This window comes from Pandoraea sp. NE5, from assembly GCF_024363545.1.
In the GTDB taxonomy this organism is placed as follows: domain Bacteria; phylum Pseudomonadota; class Gammaproteobacteria; order Burkholderiales; family Burkholderiaceae; genus Pandoraea; species Pandoraea cepalis.
Map to the genome: position 1 here is coordinate 944,607 of NZ_AP025517.1, position 16,884 is coordinate 961,490.

The 16,884-nt window shown below is 64.3% G+C and carries 17 protein-coding genes and 1 pseudogene; 2 read left to right on the forward strand and 16 right to left on the reverse strand.

The features are described 5' to 3' along the window. Positions 1–4: 4 nt before the first annotated feature. A complete protein-coding gene (locus PanNE5_RS04380) occupies positions 5–733 on the reverse strand; it encodes an SURF1 family protein (protein ID WP_410007580.1) in 729 nt (242 codons plus the stop codon). Positions 734–870: 137 nt separating this feature from the next. Between PanNE5_RS04380 and PanNE5_RS04385 the strand changes: the two genes are divergently transcribed. Continuing rightward, a complete protein-coding gene (locus PanNE5_RS04385; RefSeq protein WP_026131724.1) occupies positions 871–1,074 on the forward strand; it encodes a twin transmembrane helix small protein in 204 nt (67 codons plus the stop codon). A 325-nt stretch (positions 1,075–1,399) separates the two neighbouring features. On the opposite strand, the gene PanNE5_RS04390 is transcribed toward PanNE5_RS04385, so the two are convergent. From PanNE5_RS04390 to PanNE5_RS04420, 7 genes and pseudogenes are all read right to left on the reverse strand, one after another. Next, the gene (locus PanNE5_RS04390) at positions 1,400–2,260 is read right to left on the reverse strand and encodes a cytochrome c oxidase subunit 3 (RefSeq protein ID WP_150606402.1); all 861 of its coding nucleotides are present in this window, start codon (positions 2,258–2,260) and stop codon (positions 1,400–1,402) included. A gap of 39 nt (positions 2,261–2,299) precedes the next feature. After that, positions 2,300–2,521: a DUF2970 domain-containing protein gene (locus tag PanNE5_RS04395; RefSeq protein ID WP_017232685.1), complete on the reverse strand. Its 222-nt coding sequence runs from the start codon at positions 2,519–2,521 to the stop codon at positions 2,300–2,302. Next, positions 2,514–3,131, reverse strand: coding sequence for a cytochrome c oxidase assembly protein (locus tag PanNE5_RS04400; RefSeq protein WP_261939307.1), 618 nt, complete (start codon positions 3,129–3,131; stop codon positions 2,514–2,516). The genes PanNE5_RS04395 and PanNE5_RS04400 overlap by 8 nt, the downstream gene beginning before the upstream one ends. Before the next feature lie 130 nt (positions 3,132–3,261). Further along, positions 3,262–3,381: a cytochrome oxidase small assembly protein gene (locus PanNE5_RS04405; protein ID WP_017232687.1), complete on the reverse strand. Its 120-nt coding sequence runs from the start codon at positions 3,379–3,381 to the stop codon at positions 3,262–3,264. Between the two features lie 2 nt (positions 3,382–3,383). After that, positions 3,384–4,976: a cytochrome c oxidase subunit I gene (gene ctaD, locus PanNE5_RS04410; protein WP_017232688.1), complete on the reverse strand. Its 1,593-nt coding sequence runs from the start codon at positions 4,974–4,976 to the stop codon at positions 3,384–3,386. Between the two features lie 47 nt (positions 4,977–5,023). Continuing rightward, a pseudogene (gene coxB, locus PanNE5_RS04415) lies at positions 5,024–6,241 on the reverse strand (cytochrome c oxidase subunit II); the annotation flags it as partial. 40 nt (positions 6,242–6,281) lie between these two features. Next, entirely contained in the window at positions 6,282–6,755 is a 474-nt protein-coding gene (locus PanNE5_RS04420) for a DUF2244 domain-containing protein (RefSeq protein WP_017232690.1), read from the reverse strand. Positions 6,756–7,334: 579 nt separating this feature from the next. Between PanNE5_RS04420 and PanNE5_RS04425 the strand changes: the two genes are divergently transcribed. Next, entirely contained in the window at positions 7,335–8,162 is an 828-nt protein-coding gene (locus PanNE5_RS04425) for a helix-turn-helix transcriptional regulator (protein WP_017232691.1), read from the forward strand. On the opposite strand, the gene PanNE5_RS04430 is transcribed toward PanNE5_RS04425, so the two are convergent. From PanNE5_RS04430 to sbnA, 8 genes are all read right to left on the reverse strand, one after another. Next, positions 8,110–8,757, reverse strand: coding sequence for a flavin reductase family protein (locus tag PanNE5_RS04430; RefSeq protein WP_017232692.1), 648 nt, complete (start codon positions 8,755–8,757; stop codon positions 8,110–8,112). The two genes, PanNE5_RS04425 and PanNE5_RS04430, sit on opposite strands and share 53 nt — an antisense overlap. A gap of 48 nt (positions 8,758–8,805) precedes the next feature. After that, entirely contained in the window at positions 8,806–9,762 is a 957-nt protein-coding gene (locus tag PanNE5_RS04435) for an FAD-dependent oxidoreductase (protein ID WP_017232693.1), read from the reverse strand. Then, positions 9,759–10,871, reverse strand: coding sequence for a threonine synthase (locus tag PanNE5_RS04440; protein ID WP_261939308.1), 1,113 nt, complete (start codon positions 10,869–10,871; stop codon positions 9,759–9,761). Before PanNE5_RS04440 ends, PanNE5_RS04435 begins: the two co-directional genes overlap by 4 nt. A gap of 146 nt (positions 10,872–11,017) precedes the next feature. Continuing rightward, positions 11,018–12,064 carry an ornithine carbamoyltransferase gene (locus tag PanNE5_RS04445; RefSeq protein ID WP_261939309.1) on the reverse strand — a complete coding sequence of 349 codons (1,047 nt, stop codon included), beginning with the start codon at positions 12,062–12,064 and terminating at the stop codon, positions 11,018–11,020. Positions 12,065–12,185: 121 nt separating this feature from the next. Next, positions 12,186–13,151 (reverse strand): diiron oxygenase, encoded by a 966-nt coding sequence (locus tag PanNE5_RS04450; protein WP_261939310.1) that lies wholly within the window; start codon positions 13,149–13,151, stop codon positions 12,186–12,188. Next, on the reverse strand, positions 13,144–14,613 hold the full coding sequence (locus tag PanNE5_RS04455; RefSeq protein WP_261939311.1) for an adenylosuccinate synthetase: 1,470 nt from the start codon (positions 14,611–14,613) through the stop codon (positions 13,144–13,146). Before PanNE5_RS04455 ends, PanNE5_RS04450 begins: the two co-directional genes overlap by 8 nt. Continuing rightward, positions 14,610–15,665, reverse strand: a complete 1,056-nt coding sequence (gene sbnB, locus PanNE5_RS04460) for a 2,3-diaminopropionate biosynthesis protein SbnB (protein WP_017232698.1) — start codon at positions 15,663–15,665, stop codon at positions 14,610–14,612. The genes PanNE5_RS04455 and sbnB overlap by 4 nt, the downstream gene beginning before the upstream one ends. Further along, positions 15,662–16,747 carry a 2,3-diaminopropionate biosynthesis protein SbnA gene (gene sbnA / locus PanNE5_RS04465; protein WP_261939312.1) on the reverse strand — a complete coding sequence of 362 codons (1,086 nt, stop codon included), beginning with the start codon at positions 16,745–16,747 and terminating at the stop codon, positions 15,662–15,664. Before sbnA ends, sbnB begins: the two co-directional genes overlap by 4 nt. Between the last annotated feature and the right edge of the window lie 137 nt (positions 16,748–16,884).

Genomic DNA, 16,884 nt, shown 5'->3' on the forward strand with positions numbered 1-16,884 from the left:
CGCCTCATGCCCGCTTGAAGTGGTTGTCGGGGGACGCCGCCAACCGGCGTCCTCGCCGATACGCCAGACGCAAGCCCAGCAGCGCGAGCATCAGCGACATGCCGGCCCACTGCGCCATATACCCGTAGTTGCGATCCGCCCCGCTGGCCGGCGCAGGCCAGTCGCGCAACAGATGATCGCCCGTGTCGTTCGTTTGCATGATCACGAACGGCTGCAGCGGCAGCGCCGATTCGCGCGCGTAATCCGCCACGTCGAGGTTCTGGCGAATCGTCATCCCCGGCGCAGAACCGCCTTTGCCCAACTCGAACGCCCGCGACGGGTCCGGCTGCGCCAGGCCTTCGATGGTGACGTCACCGGCTGGGGTCGCGTACGGCATGATCGACGTGCGATCGCGCAAATCGCGGGGCAACCATCCCCGATTGACGAGCACCACGTGATCCGGTGCGATCTGCAGCGCCATCACCACATAGAAACCGGGCAGTTCGTTGCGGGGACGATTGTCCAGGTACACCACGCGGTTCTGCAGGAAGCGTCCCGTGACGCGCACGCGCCGGTTCGCCACGTCACCGAGCGTGTAAGCCTGTGCACCCAGCACGAGTACCGGCGCGTGTTCGGCCTGCTCGATCTGCGCCTGACGCGCCAGACGCATCTGGGCACGATCGTATTGCCACACACCAAGCGCCGCCGTCAGCATCACGGCAAACAGCACCAGCACCGCCGGCACCGGGCGCATACCGCGCAAAAGGGTTTTCAACACATCCATTCCTTGTCTGACATCGCGACGCAGGCGGGCGATCAACACACCGCATTGCAGCGTGCCAGCGCGTGTTCGTTGCCCGATAATGTCGCATCATTGTGATCGGACACATCATGCGCATTATCGTTGCCATCGCCTTCGTCCTGATTCTCGGCAGTCTGGCGTCCGCATTGTTTTTCATGATGCGGGACAAGGGCGGATCGAATCGCACCGTGCATTCGCTCATGGTGCGCGTCGGCCTGTCGGTGACGCTGTTCCTGCTCATCCTGTTCGCCAACTGGATGGGGTGGATTCACAGCACGGGCATACGATACTGAGTCCCGCGCCGCTTCTCTGCGGCAAAACGCCGCACCCCATGCCCACCCCACGGGTTCGATCCACGTCATGCGACGGGTCATCGCGCGGCGTCATGGCTTGCCGGCCGGCGGCGGTCGTGCGACATAAAGCCGCATTGCGTCCGCATCCGCCTCTCGCCTCGTCCATCCCCGCCATCCCGTCCGTCCGGCCGGCCATCGAGCCGTGAAAGCGCGTGCCGGGCGCGGCCTCGCCTCGCTGCCCTCGCCTCAGCCCCCGCCATCACTGCAAAAGGAAACGCCGCCGGAATCCGGCGGCGTTCCCCCGATGCACAGACGGCTGTCGGCGTCAGAGCCAGTAGACCACCACGTACAGTCCCAGCCACACCACGTCGACGAAGTGCCAGTACCACGCGGCGCCCTCGAAGCCGAAGTGATGCTCCGGTGTGAAGTGCCCCTTCATCATGCGCACCATCATGACGGTCAGCATGATCGCGCCCAACATCACGTGAAAGCCGTGGAAGCCGGTGAGCAGGAAGAACGTCGAGCCATACACGCCCGAGGTCAGCTTCAGGTTCAGCTCGGTGTAGGCATGGTGATACTCGTACGCCTGGAAGCCCAGGAACGTGAAGCCCAACGCGACGGTGGCGAACAGCCAGAAAATCGCGCGGGCGCGATGGTTGGCGCGCAGCGCGTGGTGCGAGATCGTCAGCGTGACGCCCGAGGTCAAGAGCAGTGCCGTATTGAGCGTGGGGATCGGCCACGGGCCCATCGTCTCGAAGGCGTCCACCACGCCGGCCGGGCCGGCGTTCGGCCACACGGCGCTGAAGTCGGGCCAGAGCAGCTTGTTGTCGAGATCGCCGAGCCACGGCATCGCCAGGGTGCGGGCGTAGAACAGTGCGCCGAAAAACGCCGCGAAGAACATCACCTCGGAGAAGATGAACCAGCTCATGCCCCAGCGGTAGGACGCGTCGATGCGCTTGCCGTACAGGCCACCCTCGGACTCGGCAATCGAGTCGCCGAACCAGCTACGCAGCACCCACAGTACCCACAGCAGGCCGGCCAGCGCCGTCCACGGGGCCCACGGTTGTCCATTGACCCACGCGGCCGCCGAGCCGAGCACCACCAGCAGGCCGACACTGCAGCTCACGGGATGGCGCGACGGGGCCGGCACGTAGTAGTAAGGCGCCGTTTGGTGTTGACCACTCATTCTTATCTCTCCAGGCTTGGTTCTCTTTGTCGATGCCACTCACGTCGCGAGCCGAATGGCGAGCTTCGCCAGCAATACCAGCGCCACGACGAACAGGATGCCTCCGATCAGCCCCGCGACGATCAGATGCACAGGGTTGAGCTGCGCCATGTCGCGGTCATGATCACGCCCCTTGCGCACGCCGAAAAACGACCAGAACACGGCTTTGATGGTCTGGACGAATGACAGCTTGCGCTGGGTCGCCTCCTTCAAGTCATCCATTGCTGCCCTTGCCTCCCCCCGTCGGTCCTGCGTTCAACTCGCCAGCCTGGGCACCGGTTGCGGTATCCGCGCGCGGACTGGCGTCGTTCTTGCCGAGATCGAAAAAAGTATAGGACAGCGTAATCGTATTCACATCCTTGGGCAGCTTCGTGTCCACCACGAAGACCACCGGGTATTCCTTGGCCTCTCCGGCCTTGAGTGTCTGCTGCGTAAAGCAGAAGCACTCGATCTTCTTGAAGTAGCTCGCGGCCAGCGCCGGCGCATAGCTGGGAATCGCCTGTGCACGCACCTCATGCGACTGCTGATTCGCCACTTCGTACTCGATGGTCGCGATCTGCCCCGGATGCACCGTCAGACTGCTCTTCGCCGGCTTGAAGCGCAACGGGCCCTGGGCATTGGCGTCGAACTCGACGGTGATCGTGCGGCTTTCGTCGACCTGCGAATTGCGAGCGGTGATCTCGGTCGCGCGATCACCCAACTGGTTGATACCCACCAGATTGCAGAACGCCCGGTAGAACGGCACCATGGCGTAACCGAAGCCAAACATCACCACGACCATCAGCAGAAGCTTGCTGAAGGTGCGCACATTGATTCGTCGCAAACCGCTCATATTCGCCTTGCCGGTTCCCCGCTTGACGGCCGTCAGTCCTCCGATGCCGTCGGTTGCCGTGTGCTGCCGTGTGCCGTCGTGAACCGGCTTCTCGTACCGAGCATCCCGTCGGTGCGACGGGACGCCCGGATCAGATGCCGCCCACCAGCTTGACCTTGATCATCACCCCGAAGAAGAACACCAGCACGACGGAGCCCAGGATCAGCCCCGTGCGCAGGTTCTTCGCGCGTTGCTCGCGAGTCGCGGCCATGATCAATGCACCTTCGGCGGCGTCTCGAACGTATGGAACGGCGCCGGGCTCGGCACCGTCCACTCGAGGCCCTCCGCACCATCCCACGGCTTCGCTTCGGCCGCCGGGCCGCTGCGCCACGTCGGCAGCGCCACGAAGAACAGGAAGTACACCTGCATCAGGCCGAAGGCGAACGCGCCGATCGTCGCCACCTGGTTGAAATCCGTGAACTGCGCCGGGTAGTCCGCATAGCGACGCGGCATGCCGGCCAGCCCCAGGAAGTGCATCGGGAAGAACGTCACGTTGAACGAGATGAGCGTTCCCCAGAAGTGGAATTTGCCACGCCACTCGTTGTACATGTGGCCTGTCCACTTCGGCACCCAGTAATAGAACCCTGAGAAGAGCGCAAAGAGCGAACCGGCCACGAGCACGTAGTGGAAGTGCGCCACCACGTAGTAAGTACCGTGCATCTGGATATCGAGCGGCGCCATGGCGAGCATGAGGCCGGTGAAGCCGCCCATCGTGAACACGAAGAGGAAGCCGATGGCGAAGAGCATCGGCGTCTCGAACGTGAGCGAGCCCTTCCACATCGTGGCAACCCAGTTGAACACCTTCACGCCCGTCGGCACCGAGATCAGCATCGTGGCGTACATGAAGAAGAGCTGGCCCGTGACCGGCATGCCCGTCACGAACATGTGGTGCGCCCACACCATGAACGACAGGATCGCGATCGACGCCGTGGCGTAGACCATCGAGCTATAGCCGAACAGCGGCTTGCGCGAGAACGCCGGAATCACCTGCGAGACGATCCCGAACGCCGGCAGAATCATGATGTACACCTCCGGATGTCCGAAGAACCAGAAGATGTGCTGATACATGACCGGATCGCCGCCGCCCGCCGCGTTGAAGAACGACGTGCCGAAGTGACGGTCCGTGAGCAGCATCGTGATCGCGCCGGCGAGCACCGGCATCACGGCGATGAGCAGATAGGCGGTAATCAGCCACGTCCACACGAACATCGGCATCTTCATCAGCGTCATGCCCGGCGCGCGCATGTTGAGGATGGTCACGATGATGTTGATCGCGCCCATGATCGACGACGCGCCGAGAATGTGCGCGCCGAAGATCGCCAGATCCTGGCCCGGCCCCATCTGCACCGACAGCGGCGCGTACATCGTCCAGCCGGCTGCCGTGGCGCCGCCCGGCACGAGGAACGACGAGAGCAGCAGCAGGCCGCCGACCGGCAGCAGCCAGAAGCTGAAGTTGTTCATGCGCGCGAAGGCCATGTCCGACGCGCCGATCTGCAGCGGGATCATCCAGTTCGCAAACCCCACGAACGCCGGCATGATCGCGCCGAAAATCATCACCAGCCCGTGCATGGTGGTGAGCTGGTTGAAGAACTCCGGACGAATGAACTGCAGGCCCGGTTCGAACAACTCCGTACGGATCATCAACGCCATCACGCCGCCCGAGAGCAGCATGACAAACGAGAAGATCATGTACATCGTGCCGATGTCCTTGTGATTCGTCGCGAACAGCCAGCGACGCCACCCATGCGGATGGTCGTGCGCGTGATCGTCGTGACCCGCCACGTGATCGTGAGCGATGGAACTCATACCCAATCTCCTTCCTCGAACTGGTCGAACGGCACTTAACTGTTCTTCGCTGCGCCAGCGTCGGCAGCCCCTGCGGCCTTGGCCGACTTGTTGCCACGCGCTTCGCGCACCTGTGCCGGCTGAATCACGTCGCCGGTCTTGTTACCCCACGAATTGCGCTCGAATGTGATCACCGACGCAAGCTCAACATCGTTCAGATGCGACCAGTTAGGCATCGCATTCTTGCCATGCAGCACGATGCTGATGTGATCGGCCACCGGTCCGTTCGCGATCTTCGAGCCGTCGAGCGCCGGGAAGGCGCCGCCGCCCTTGCCGTTCGGCTGGTGGCACACCGCGCAATTCGACGCGTAGACCTTCTGGCCACGCTCCATCAACTCCTGCACGGTGTAGGTCTTGTTCGGATCGTCGGCCGACGCGGCCATCAGCTTCTTCTGCGACTCGACCCACGTGTTGTAGTCCGCTTCCGAGACGACCTTCACCACGACCGGCATGAATGCGTGTTCCTTGCCGCACAGCTCGGTGCAGAAGCCGCGATACTCGCCGACCTTTTCAGCCTTGAACCATGTGTCGCGCACGAAGCCCGGAATCGCGTCCTGCTTGATGCCGAAGGCCGGTACGTAGAACGAATGAATGACGTCGTTGGCCGTGGTGATCAGACGCACCTTCTTGTTGACCGGCACGACCATCGGGTTGTCGACTTCCTGCAGATACGTGTTGCTCTTCGGCGACTCCCCGTCGATCTGGCTGCGCGGCGTGGTGAGCGTGGAGAGGAACTTGATGCCCTCGCCGTCGCCCTTGAGGTAGTCATAACCCCATTTCCACTGATAACCGGTGACCTTGATCGTGAGATCGGCGTTGGTGGTGTCCTTCATGGCGACCACGGTCTTCGTGGCGGGCAGCGCCATCAGAATCACGATGATGAACGGCACAACGGTCCAGATGACTTCGACCGTGGTGCTTTCATGGAAATTCGCGGCTTGATGGCCCTTGGATTTGCGGTGCTTGAAGATCGAGTAGAACATCACGCCGAACACGCCGAGGAAGATCACCAGGCAGATGATCAACATCATGGTGTGCAGGCTGTGAAGCTCTTGCGCGAGTTTCGTGACCGGCGGCTGGAAGTTGAGTTCGTTGACGGCCGGCCCCCCGGGCATGTCCGTGACCGCCGCCAGGGCCGGAACGCAGGCGAGCAGCGAGGCGCCCGCAAGGAAGGCCGCCAAGGCGTGTTTCGTTTTTTTCATAGCTTCCTTACCCAAAATTACCATCCAAACCTCCCTGGCGGTCGCCCGAGATTGTCTCCATCTCTCAGGCCTGTTGGGCAAGACAACGGCGCAGCTCGCGCGCAAACGTTTCGCGGCGATGCGGCGCAAGGTAGGCACCGACAGTGACCGAGCGGCTACCCGAGCGCAAGACAATGCGCAAACGCGGCGGCTTCTCGATGTCGATGCGCACCCAGCGGGGATTGAACTCGTACTGCGTCAACCTCTGTGCTGAACGTTGCTCGACCACAAGGCTCACGGGCGACAACCGAATGACCTCGTAATCTGTGGCATGCCGGGCATGAATGACAAACGCAACGCCCACCACGAGCAAGTCCAGGCCTGTGAACGGCAAGACCAACCACCCACCGCGCCACGCCGCAATCAAGGCAACACCCAGCGACACGGCGGCCAACGACAGGTAGAACAGGACAAACTGGCGCGGCGATATCGCGCAGTTGCGCTTGTGCTTCCATTCCTTCGTCACCGAATCGGCATCGGAAGAAGAGGCTGCGAGCATCGCCGTCACCCGTGGGGCATTTTGGGTCTTTCATGTCCGACGGCCGGGAACTTGCTGCGTCCGGGCCGCGACAAACTGCCGCATTATAGAACGCGCCTTCTCCAAGCGACAACATTGATACCGAGTATTTGGCGCACCATAGCATTCTCCTGAACTCATTGATGCAAAAGGGAAATCCGTTTATTCCCCTAGTCTGAAATCGCGACGGCGAAGCGACTACGGGATACTCCCTATGCGTCATCGGTTTGACACATTGCAACAACGCGACGACTCGTTGCGGTGTCCTGACTACCCGAAGCGCCCCTCGCCAACGACCGTCACCCCACTAGTCCAGCACCGCGTCACGCCAATCGCGCAACGCGGAGCACTCCGGCCGCCTTCGCTGCGATGCGGGATTCGTCCGATATCCGTCAACCGTCGATACGGCACCATGGGGCGCGTGCGACGTTATGTCGCGCCCTGAGGCGGCGCGCCGCGGCGGCTGCACGGCGGATGCGCGCCGGCCCCTCGGCGACCATCGATGCGCGCGACGATACAACGCGTGCTAAAACCGAAACCTGTTCCCCACCTCGCCATGCCATGCGTGCCACGCGTTGCGTCACTCCCCGCTCGTTTGCCGACGGTCTGAGCGCCTTGCGCTCCGCCACCGACTTCGATGCCTTGTGCGCCCTGCTGCAAACGTTGTGCGGCTCGCTCAGCCACCGTTATTTCAGCTATCGCGGACATTTCCCTCTGCCAGGCGGGAAACGGGCAACGCCTCGACTCGGCAACTTGCCGCAGGCGTGGCAAGCGCACTACGACGCTCAGCGCTACGCGAACGTCGATCCGGTGCTGGCGCGCGCCAGCCGGCAACTCACCCCCGTCGAATGGACGCCAACGCTCTATACATCGCCCGATGCCCGGCGGCTGCTTCGCGAACAGCGCGCCGCGGGCATGCGCTACGGCGTGACGTATCCGGTATTCACCCCGTCGGGCGCGTCGGGCATGTTAAGCCTCTCATCGACCCGCCCGCCTCCCTGCTATGGGCGGGCACTCGGCGCGCCTGCCTGGAAGCCGCATGCCGGCGCGTTGTTGGCGATGCATGTGCATGAAGCCGTGTGGCGCATCGTGCAACGCGACGCCGTGCATCACGGCGCCCCTGTGCTGACACCGCGCGAGCGCGAGTGTCTGCGGTGGGTGGCGCGCGGCAAGACGTCGTGGGAAATCGGGCGCATTCTCACGCTCTCCGAGCATGGTGTGGTGTTTCATCTGCGCAGCGTCATGCGCAAGTTCGACGTCTCGAGCCGCCATCGGGCCGCGAAGCTGGCGAGCGATTACGGCCTGCTGGACGACTTCGCCGGCAGCGTGTCGCCCGTCATTGGCTCCGCGCCGCAAGATCGGCGAGCGTCTTGTATCGCGTCAACGTGAAGGTGTCGCTCGCGGCATTCACGAACGATCCGCCGCCCAATCGCCCCACGGGACGGAGCGTCTGCAAATCCACGTGATGCGTGACGGGGTCGAGCAACGCGTCGTCGACATGGACCGCAACGACGGTGCCGAGCACGACCCATCCGCCGCCCGGCGCGGCGCTGATCTCGATAATGTCGCGGACCTGGCATTCGTACGCGACCGCAGCCTCCTGAACCCGCGGCGGCCGCACGCGCGACGAGGCAACCGGGGTCATGCCGGTGAGCGCGAACTCAGACTCGCCGGGCGGCAACGGCGCCGCCGAGAGATTCACGGCCTCGATACACGACAGGCTCGCCACGTTCACGACGAACTCCGGCACCGACTCGACGTTGAGCAACGTGTCCTTCTTTCGCTTCGGTGCCGGCGGCACCACCGGGCAGAACAGTACCGTCATCGGCACACAGCACACGCCCATGAAGTACGCATAGGGCGCCAGATTCGGCCGGTCTTGCGCATCGACGGTACTGACCCATGCGATCGGCCGCGGCAGAATCGTACTCATCATGAAGTTGTAGCGACTTGCCTCGTCGAGCGTCGCCGGATCCAGTTCCATGTCGTCTCCCAAGGTTGTCATCCCTCGCCTGCTATCCGAAGGCGGGGGCTAGTTGTGTGATGCCACGCCCGTGAGCCGAAGCACCTCATTGGCGCATCCCCACGACAACGTGAAGCCCCCGCCCCCATGGCCGTAGTTGTGAAGCAGACACGGGTGGTCCGCGTCGCGCGCCACCCGTGTCACCCGTCGCATCGGCCGAAATCCGAGGCGGACTTCAACGACACGCAGCGCGGCGACGCCATCACACAGCCCGGTGCATCGGCGTACGATGTCCTCGACCTGCCGCTCGCCGATCACGGTCGACGTCAGGTCGGGATCGGCGGTGCCGCCCAGTACGATGTCCTCGTTCCGTTCGACCACGTATGTCGGCGCCTGCGGATCGGAATCGTCGATGAAGCAGCCGCGCACGGCGGCGTCGCGCTCTGCCCGAAGCACAATGGCGCGCGACAACGATAAATCGCTGTCGCCAAACGGCCGGCTTCCATAACCGCAGCAATTCACGACGTGCTCGGCGTCACCGAGCAACGACGCCGGATCGCCGACGCGCTGCGCCACATACCGGCCGCCGAGTTCGAGGAACAGCGTCATCAGGTAGCGAAGATAGACCGCTGCGTCGGCCACGGGCACGTCCATGCGGTAAGCGCAGGCGAAACGCGACGGCACGTCCGCCGGCGCCAGACGCTCAAGACCGCTGGCGCATTCCGTCCACCACGGCGGCCCGGCATCGCGTTGAAAATATTCGGTGAGCACGCGCATCCGCACGCCTGACGCCGCGTCGGCGGACAGGCGACGCATCGTCGCGTAGGTTTGCCGGGCGCGTTCGAGATAGACGAGGTCGGGCGCCTGATAAAACGGATGCCAGATGGCCGCCGCGAGCGCCGACGTCGTCTGCGCCGGCCCCTCTGCCGCGTAGATAACGACGTCGCACCCGGCCAACGCCATCGTCACGGCCGTCGTCAGGCCGCTGACCCCGGCACCGAGCACAATGATGCGCGGGCGGATCACGGCTGCGCCTCCGATTGCACGTATCCTGGGTCGTCAGGCATGCGGCGCGGCGCAGCTTCGACATAGCCCCGCAGTTGGCCGGGCGTCACAGCGTCAAAACACTGCGGAGATTTCAGGCCGCTTCCCGTCCCGAGCAGCACCACGCGCGACCGGGGCTCGATGCGCCCCGTCGCGAGACACTCGCCCAATGCGGCGTAGCCGGCGGCCGTCGACGGTTCGAACCACAGGCCGAAGCGCTGCGCGAGATTGCGCGCCGCCGCCATGATCCGTGCGTCACTGAGTGCGACGCACGCGCCGCGCGTGGCGCGCAAGGCATGCAGGGCCGCGAAATGATCGCGCGGACGACCGACCGCCAGACTGTCGGCCACGGTGTCCGGGCTGACCTGCGTGGGCGACGCAGGCAAGGCCATGGCATCGTCGCAGGCGCGCCAATCGCGCGTGATGCTGCTTGCGCTGTCGGCCTGAGCCGCGAGCAATCGCGGCATGGCGGAGGTAATGCCGAGCGAATAGAGATCGAGAAACCCCGCCGCGATGCCTGACAGAATGTTGCCGTCCCCCGTGGGTACGATGACCCAATCGGGCACACGCCAATCGAGCGCTTCCGCCATCTCGAACGCGCATGTCTTCTTCCCCTCGCGCGTGAAGGGATTGATGCCCGTATTGCGACAGCACACGCTGGCGTCGTCGGCCATGCGCTCGGCGATGTCGAAGGCGTCGTCGTAGCTGCCCTCGACCTCGCAGACCTTCGCCCCATACGCGCGAATCTGCGCGAGCTTCACGCGAGGCGTGCTTGCCGGCACGACCACGGTGGCCGACATTCCCTGCGACGCCGCGAGGCACGCCAGCGACGCACCGGCATTGCCGGTCGATGCGGTCACCGCATGCTGGCACCCGGCGCGTTTGGCGACCGCCAGCACCACGTCGGTGGCGCGGTCCTTGAGCGATCCGCTTGGGTTCCGCGCCTCATCCTTCACCCAGAGACGGACGCCGCTGTCGTCGCCGCAATCGACCAACGGCGTGGCGCCCACGACCAACCGGCTCGCCCAGTGGGCTTCCACCGGAAGGAGTGCGCCATATCGCCACATTCCCCGTCCCTGAAACGTATTCACGATGTCCGCGGCGCATGGCGAATCCGCGTCCACCCGCCGTTGAATGCGAAGATTCTGCCCACACACGGGGCAGCGATAACGGATCGCGCCCCACGACTGCGGCGTTGCACACCTCACACACACGTAGTGGTACGAAAACGGCGGCCTCACGCGAGGCATCCCGGATTCAGCAGGTGCGCCATCACGGCATTCTGCGCATGAAGTCGATTCGCGGCCTGGAGGAAAACCCACGACGACGGGCCATCGATCACGTCGTCCGTCACCTCCTGCCCCCGGTCAGCGGGAAGGCAATGCAGGTAGCCTGCGTCGGGCGCTGCGCGTCGCATGACGTCGGCGTCGACGCACCAGTCCCGGTACCGCTCGAAGACGTTGTGCATGACGGCCTCGTCGACCGGATCGCCGTGACGTTGCGGAAGATGCGCGAGACTGCACCACGATTTGGCGTAAACGGCGTGCGCATCGGTCACGCCGTCGCGCAGATCGTGGGTCACGCGCAGACGCGCCCCGGTCTGCTCGGCGAACCGCGTGGCCGCGGTCATCACCTGCGGATCGAGGCCGAGCGATGGCGGATGCGCAAGCGTCACGTCCATCCCGGATTTCACTGCGGCGAGCAACAGACTCTGCGGCACGGCCACTGGCTTGTGCCAGCTACCGGAATACGCCCAACTGATGCACAGCCGCCGGCCGGCCAGCCCGCCCAATTGCTCACGCATCGTCATCACATCGGCAAGCGCCTGACACGGATGAAAGCGGTCGCACTCCATGTTGATGACGGGCACCCGACTCGACTGAGAAAAAGCTTCGAGATGACGATGTGCCGCACCGTACACCCACCCGGCCGGTGCGCCATACATGCGAATGGCAATCGCGTCGCCATAGGATGAGAGCACGCGCGCCACGTCGGCCACGCGCTCCGTTGAGTACGGAATCTCCGCCTCGGGTAGCGCGGGCGTATAGATCCCGTTCAGCGGATCGAGGACGATCGCATGGCCGCCCATTCGCGACAGTCCGGTCTGGAAGCTACTGCGAGTGCGTAACGACGCGTTGTAAAACAGAAAGTAGATCGTTCGGCCGCGCAGCGCAGATTCCGTGTGCTGCGGATAGCGGCGCTTGAAGGCGAGCGCCGCCTCAAGGAGTGCGCGATACTCCGCCGCACTCATGGTCAGATCGGGGGCTAGCCAGTGGCAATTCACAGATCTCTCCTGGTGGTGTATCGGCGAAGCGCGGGGACAGCACAACGTTGCCCGCCGGGTTGAACCGGTTCGGCCGCATGATCGCGTGCGTCGCCACGTCAGCGGCTCGACTGGCCGACGCTCAAGGCGGCCGCCAGCGACTCGCTTGTTGCGCGAAGCGTTCCGCGCAGGCCATGCCCAATCGCTCGAACAAGCGCCGTGGCACCCGCGCCGCTTCCATCATCTGCACGCCCACTTCGAGCGGGTCGATGCTCTCGCGGATCACACGATCGGCTTCAGTGGCATCCAGCCCGACGGCACACAGATGCGCTCGCAACACCGGCAATTCAGGTGCAAGAAACGCGGTCATCAGGTCCGGAAGCAGAGTGTCGAGAAACGCGCGGTCCGCTGGGGATAACGACGGAATCCACTCGCTGGAAAAGCGGACAAACGCCGCCTGATGACGTCGTTCGTCGGCGCCATGTTCGCTCAGCATTGCGCGCACGGGCGGGTAGATATCGTCACCGGCCCCCGCCTGCCGCAGCGTGCCTGTGATCAATGTCTCGGTCACCGTTGCCGCTGCGACGATGGCCATCTCGCGATGCGTTTCGGGCACCGCCTCACACAACGCCAGCACGCGTACGACACTCAGCGATGGCGTTCGCGCCAGCTCATACCCCGCCTGTTTCAACAGATGTCTGCGGAATCGCTCCATCATCCACGTGTGAAATCCCTCGTCCGTGTAGATGGCGAGCAGATCGTCACGGCTGACCGACGCGATGCCAGGCATGTCGAGCATTTGCTCGATGGCGCGATTCACGATGTGTAGTTCGACACGTTCCGTCTTGTTCAGGTAATCGGCCAGACGGCGCGCACTCAACTGCTGCCGAGCCGCCTGACCGCGTTCACAGACCAGCGGATGCGTGGCATACGGCATGAGCGACAGGTTGAAGAACAGGTGCTCGGGCCGCAGCGGCGGGAACGGTGCCTCCCCGCCGCCGCGGGTCACGGCGGCGACGTCTCGCCACGGCCGCTGCCCATGCTCGACCGACCCGCCATCGCCGGGCATGCACGTTGCAACGCTGCTCCCCGTATGCCGATCAGACATGCGGGAACGCCGCGACGACAAGCGCCGGTTGATGCGCGCTCAGCGATACCAGGCTGGCCCGTTCCGGCCCTAGTCCGATGCCGGCCAGCGGCGCGCCGATTTGCCGCTCGACGAAATCGACGAAGCCATGCATGGCGGCATCGAGCTTGCCTTCGCGTCCGAGTGTGAGTGAGTGCTCGGACAGTCCGGGATAGATCAGCACGTCGGGCATAACGTCGCTGGACAGCACGTCGCGATTTACACGCATCGGCACGCCCTGATAAGTCGAATGGAAGTAGTGGGCCAGGCAGTCGACCTTGTTGAGGTAGACGCAGTCGATAGCGTGGGCCTTGACGATCTCTCGCAACTGCGCGAGATCGAGCATGCCGATACGACGCGGGCGCCCCGTCCCCGTGCCGTACTCGCCGGTGAGCATGCGAAGCGCGGTGCCCACGTCGAACGGATCGTTGGAGCGCAGCAGTTGTTCCGGCGAGAAGCGTACCTGCTCGTCGGTCACGCCGAGGTGAGACTGGGACGCGTCATCGCAATATTGCGCCGAGCGCTCGCCCCCCAACTCCGACGGAAACGGGCCACGCCCCACGCGCGACATGATGGCCTTCGCCACGCCGATGGTCCGACGGTGGTACTTCGGCGACAGATCGCCCCCCACATACGCATATGCCGGCACCGTGTGGCTCGACGTGACATACGGCTGACAGCCGTCAACGACATCGAGCAACACCGACTGCGCCCCTTCGAACAACACCCTGGCGCCTTGCTTCACGCGATTCGCAAGCCATCCTCGATCGGGTTCGATGTAGGCGCGCAAGGTGTCGGCGACTTTCGGCAGGCTCAACAACAGATCCGACATTTCGGCGACCCAGGGCGACGTTCCCCCGTCCGCGTTGATCATGCGCGTGAAGACATCGCGCATCGAAGCTACGGTGTCCGCCTCGCTATTGAGCAGATCGCCGAGCATCAGATTGACGCGTTTGTCGTTGCGCACACGCAGGGCGCGATCCGCGTAGCACGGCCCGATGCCGTTACCCGTGGTACCGATCGTGCCGCCGCCGCGTCGATCCAGCGCAATGTGGTGGGGCTGCACGAGCGCGGCTCGCGCACTGATGCGTAGCCGGCCCTCGAGCGAGACGCCCATCTCGCGGAGTTGTTCGATCTCGTCAGCCAGCTTCCACGGGTTGAGCGCGCACCCAGACCCGATGTACAGCGTGGCGTGGGGATGAAACACGCCTGAGGGCAGTTGCTTGAGCGCGATGCGGCCGAAGGGCGTGTCGATGGTGTGGCCGGCGTTGGCGCCGCCATTGAATCGGGCGATCACGTCGTACCCCGCAGCGAGGGCATCGATGATCTTCGCTTTGCCTTCGTCGCCATATTGCAGACCGACAAGGACGTCGGCGAAGCCTTCGGCGGGAGGCGAAGCGAGGTGAGCGGCGGGGAAGGAGGCGCTACAGGTAACGGAGGTCATGCGCGTTGCATATCGTGGAAAAAATGGGGGATGGGCGCCTGCTGCGCAGCCAACTGTTCATAGACCCAACGCCCGACGGCAATGTCCAGGATGCCCAGACCGAACGGCGAAAACACAATCGGTCGATCACGCACCGGCGCCTGTCCGCCACAGAGCAAATGCGGCAGCGACGTCGTGACGAAGCGCCGATGACCGGTCTCGACTTCAGCGAGATGAAGCGAGGTCATCGCCCGCAGACAATGATCGATGTCGTCGACGACATTGTGGGACGCAAGAACGACCGCTGGCGCAAGGTCGCGAAGCGAGAGGTGCAGCACGACAGGGCAGTGAGAGAACCATTCCGGGTCGTTCACATAGGGCGAGGGCGCCGTCGTGGTGAATACGATCACGTCCGACGCACGAACGGTGCGTTCGAGCGAGGCTTCGGTACGCGCGTCGTAGCCGAGGCGCGTACTCATGCGGGCGGCAAGTGCCGTGGCGTAGTCCGGGTTCAGGTCGTGCACCGTCACGTCACCAATGGGCAGTGCCGCGAGCGGCAGACACTCGGCCACATGGCGTGCGATCACGCCGGCGCCGACAAATGCCACGCGCAGGCTTCGCGCTGAGGTCTTGGCCGTCGCCTTCGTGGCGAGCGCGTCGCTGGCGAGACACCGTAGCGCGCTGATCGCGCTCGCCGCCGTGCGCGCCGCGCTGATGAGGCTCGCTTCCATGCACGCCATCGGATAGCCCGTCGCCCCATCGTTCAGAATGAGGACGGCCGACGCGCGCGGCATGCCACGTTCGATGTTCGCGGGAAAGCTCGATATCCACTTGATGCCGGTCACCGCCTCGCCGCGGTCATCGCGAAGGTGCGCAGGCAACGCGATGATGCGATTGCGTTGCGCGTCGGGAAAGCGGAGAAACTGACTCTCCGGATTGACGGTGCGCCCGGCGTGATGCGCGCGATACGCCGCTTCGACCGTTTCGAGAACGGCAGCCTTCCGCGTCCCGAGAGTCGAACTGACCTGCGCTCCGGTGAACACACGAAATTGCGGTAGCGGTAGTGCGTTCATGGCAATGAAGGATCGACGGTATCGACGAGTGGCGACGGTCCGCATGGCGAACGCGGGCGGCCATCGATACAGGTGGCGGCCCAATCGGGGTCGTAGAGGGTGTCGAGATATTTGTCGCCCATATCGGGAGCGACGGCGACGACTGTGTCGCTGGCGGCGATCTCGACCGACGACAACTGCACGGCACGCAACACGCTGCCCGTGGACCCGCCCGCGAGCAAACCGCGCGCGGCCAGCGTGTGGCACATGCGGAGGGTTTCGGCCTCGTCAACGTAGACGATGGCGTCCGGCGGCTCGGCCTGCGACGCTTCAGACAACGCCGGGCGGCAACTCATGCCCAGTCCGGGGATGCGGCGAGGCCCGGGCGGGCCGCCAAACGTCACCGAACCGACGGCATCGACCGCAATGACACGGGTCGGCAGTCGATGGGCGCGCACGTAACGCAGGCAGCCCATCAATGTGCCGGTGGTGCCCGCGCCGACAAACAAGTGGTCGACGTTGCGATAGGCCGCGAAGATTTCCGGCGCCGTCCATCGATAGTGCGCACGCCAGTTGCCCGGGTTGGCGTACTGATTGACCCACACCCAACGCGGGTTACGCGCCACTTGCTCACGGATCCACGCGATGCGGGTGCCGAGATACCCCCCCTGCGCATCGCGACGTTCAACGCGCACGACCTGCGCGCCCGCCGCCTGCATGGCACGGATCGCATGACGCGACGTGTTGGGATCCGTGACGCAAGTGAACGGGTAGCCGCGATTTGCGCACACCATCGCCAGCGCCATCCCGAGATTTCCCGAGGACGATTCGACGATCCGCGTATTCACGTCAACGCGGCCCGCATCCTCCAGATCCTCGATGAGTTGAAGCGCAGGCTTCAGCTTGATGGAGCCGGCTGGGTTCAGACCTTCGAGCTTGAGGTGAACCGTGGCGCGACACAGCCCGTCAATCGCCGTGAAAACGGGGGAGGTCGGTCGCAGAAAGGCGCCATCGACGCGCAGCCCCTGGCGATCGCGCGTTGTTTCGCGTTGCGCAGGTTCGACCTGCGGCGACGCCACCCACGTTTCGTGCTGGTTCCCCACCCCGACCTCCCAATGTCTCGCCCGAAGGCGATTCGATGGCGTGGCGTAGCGAAGGCAATCCGCAAGGCCCTGTGCTCATGCACGCCGTGAAGCGCCATTTAAGCGAATCGGGCGTGCGCAGAACACCTGCAAGGTCG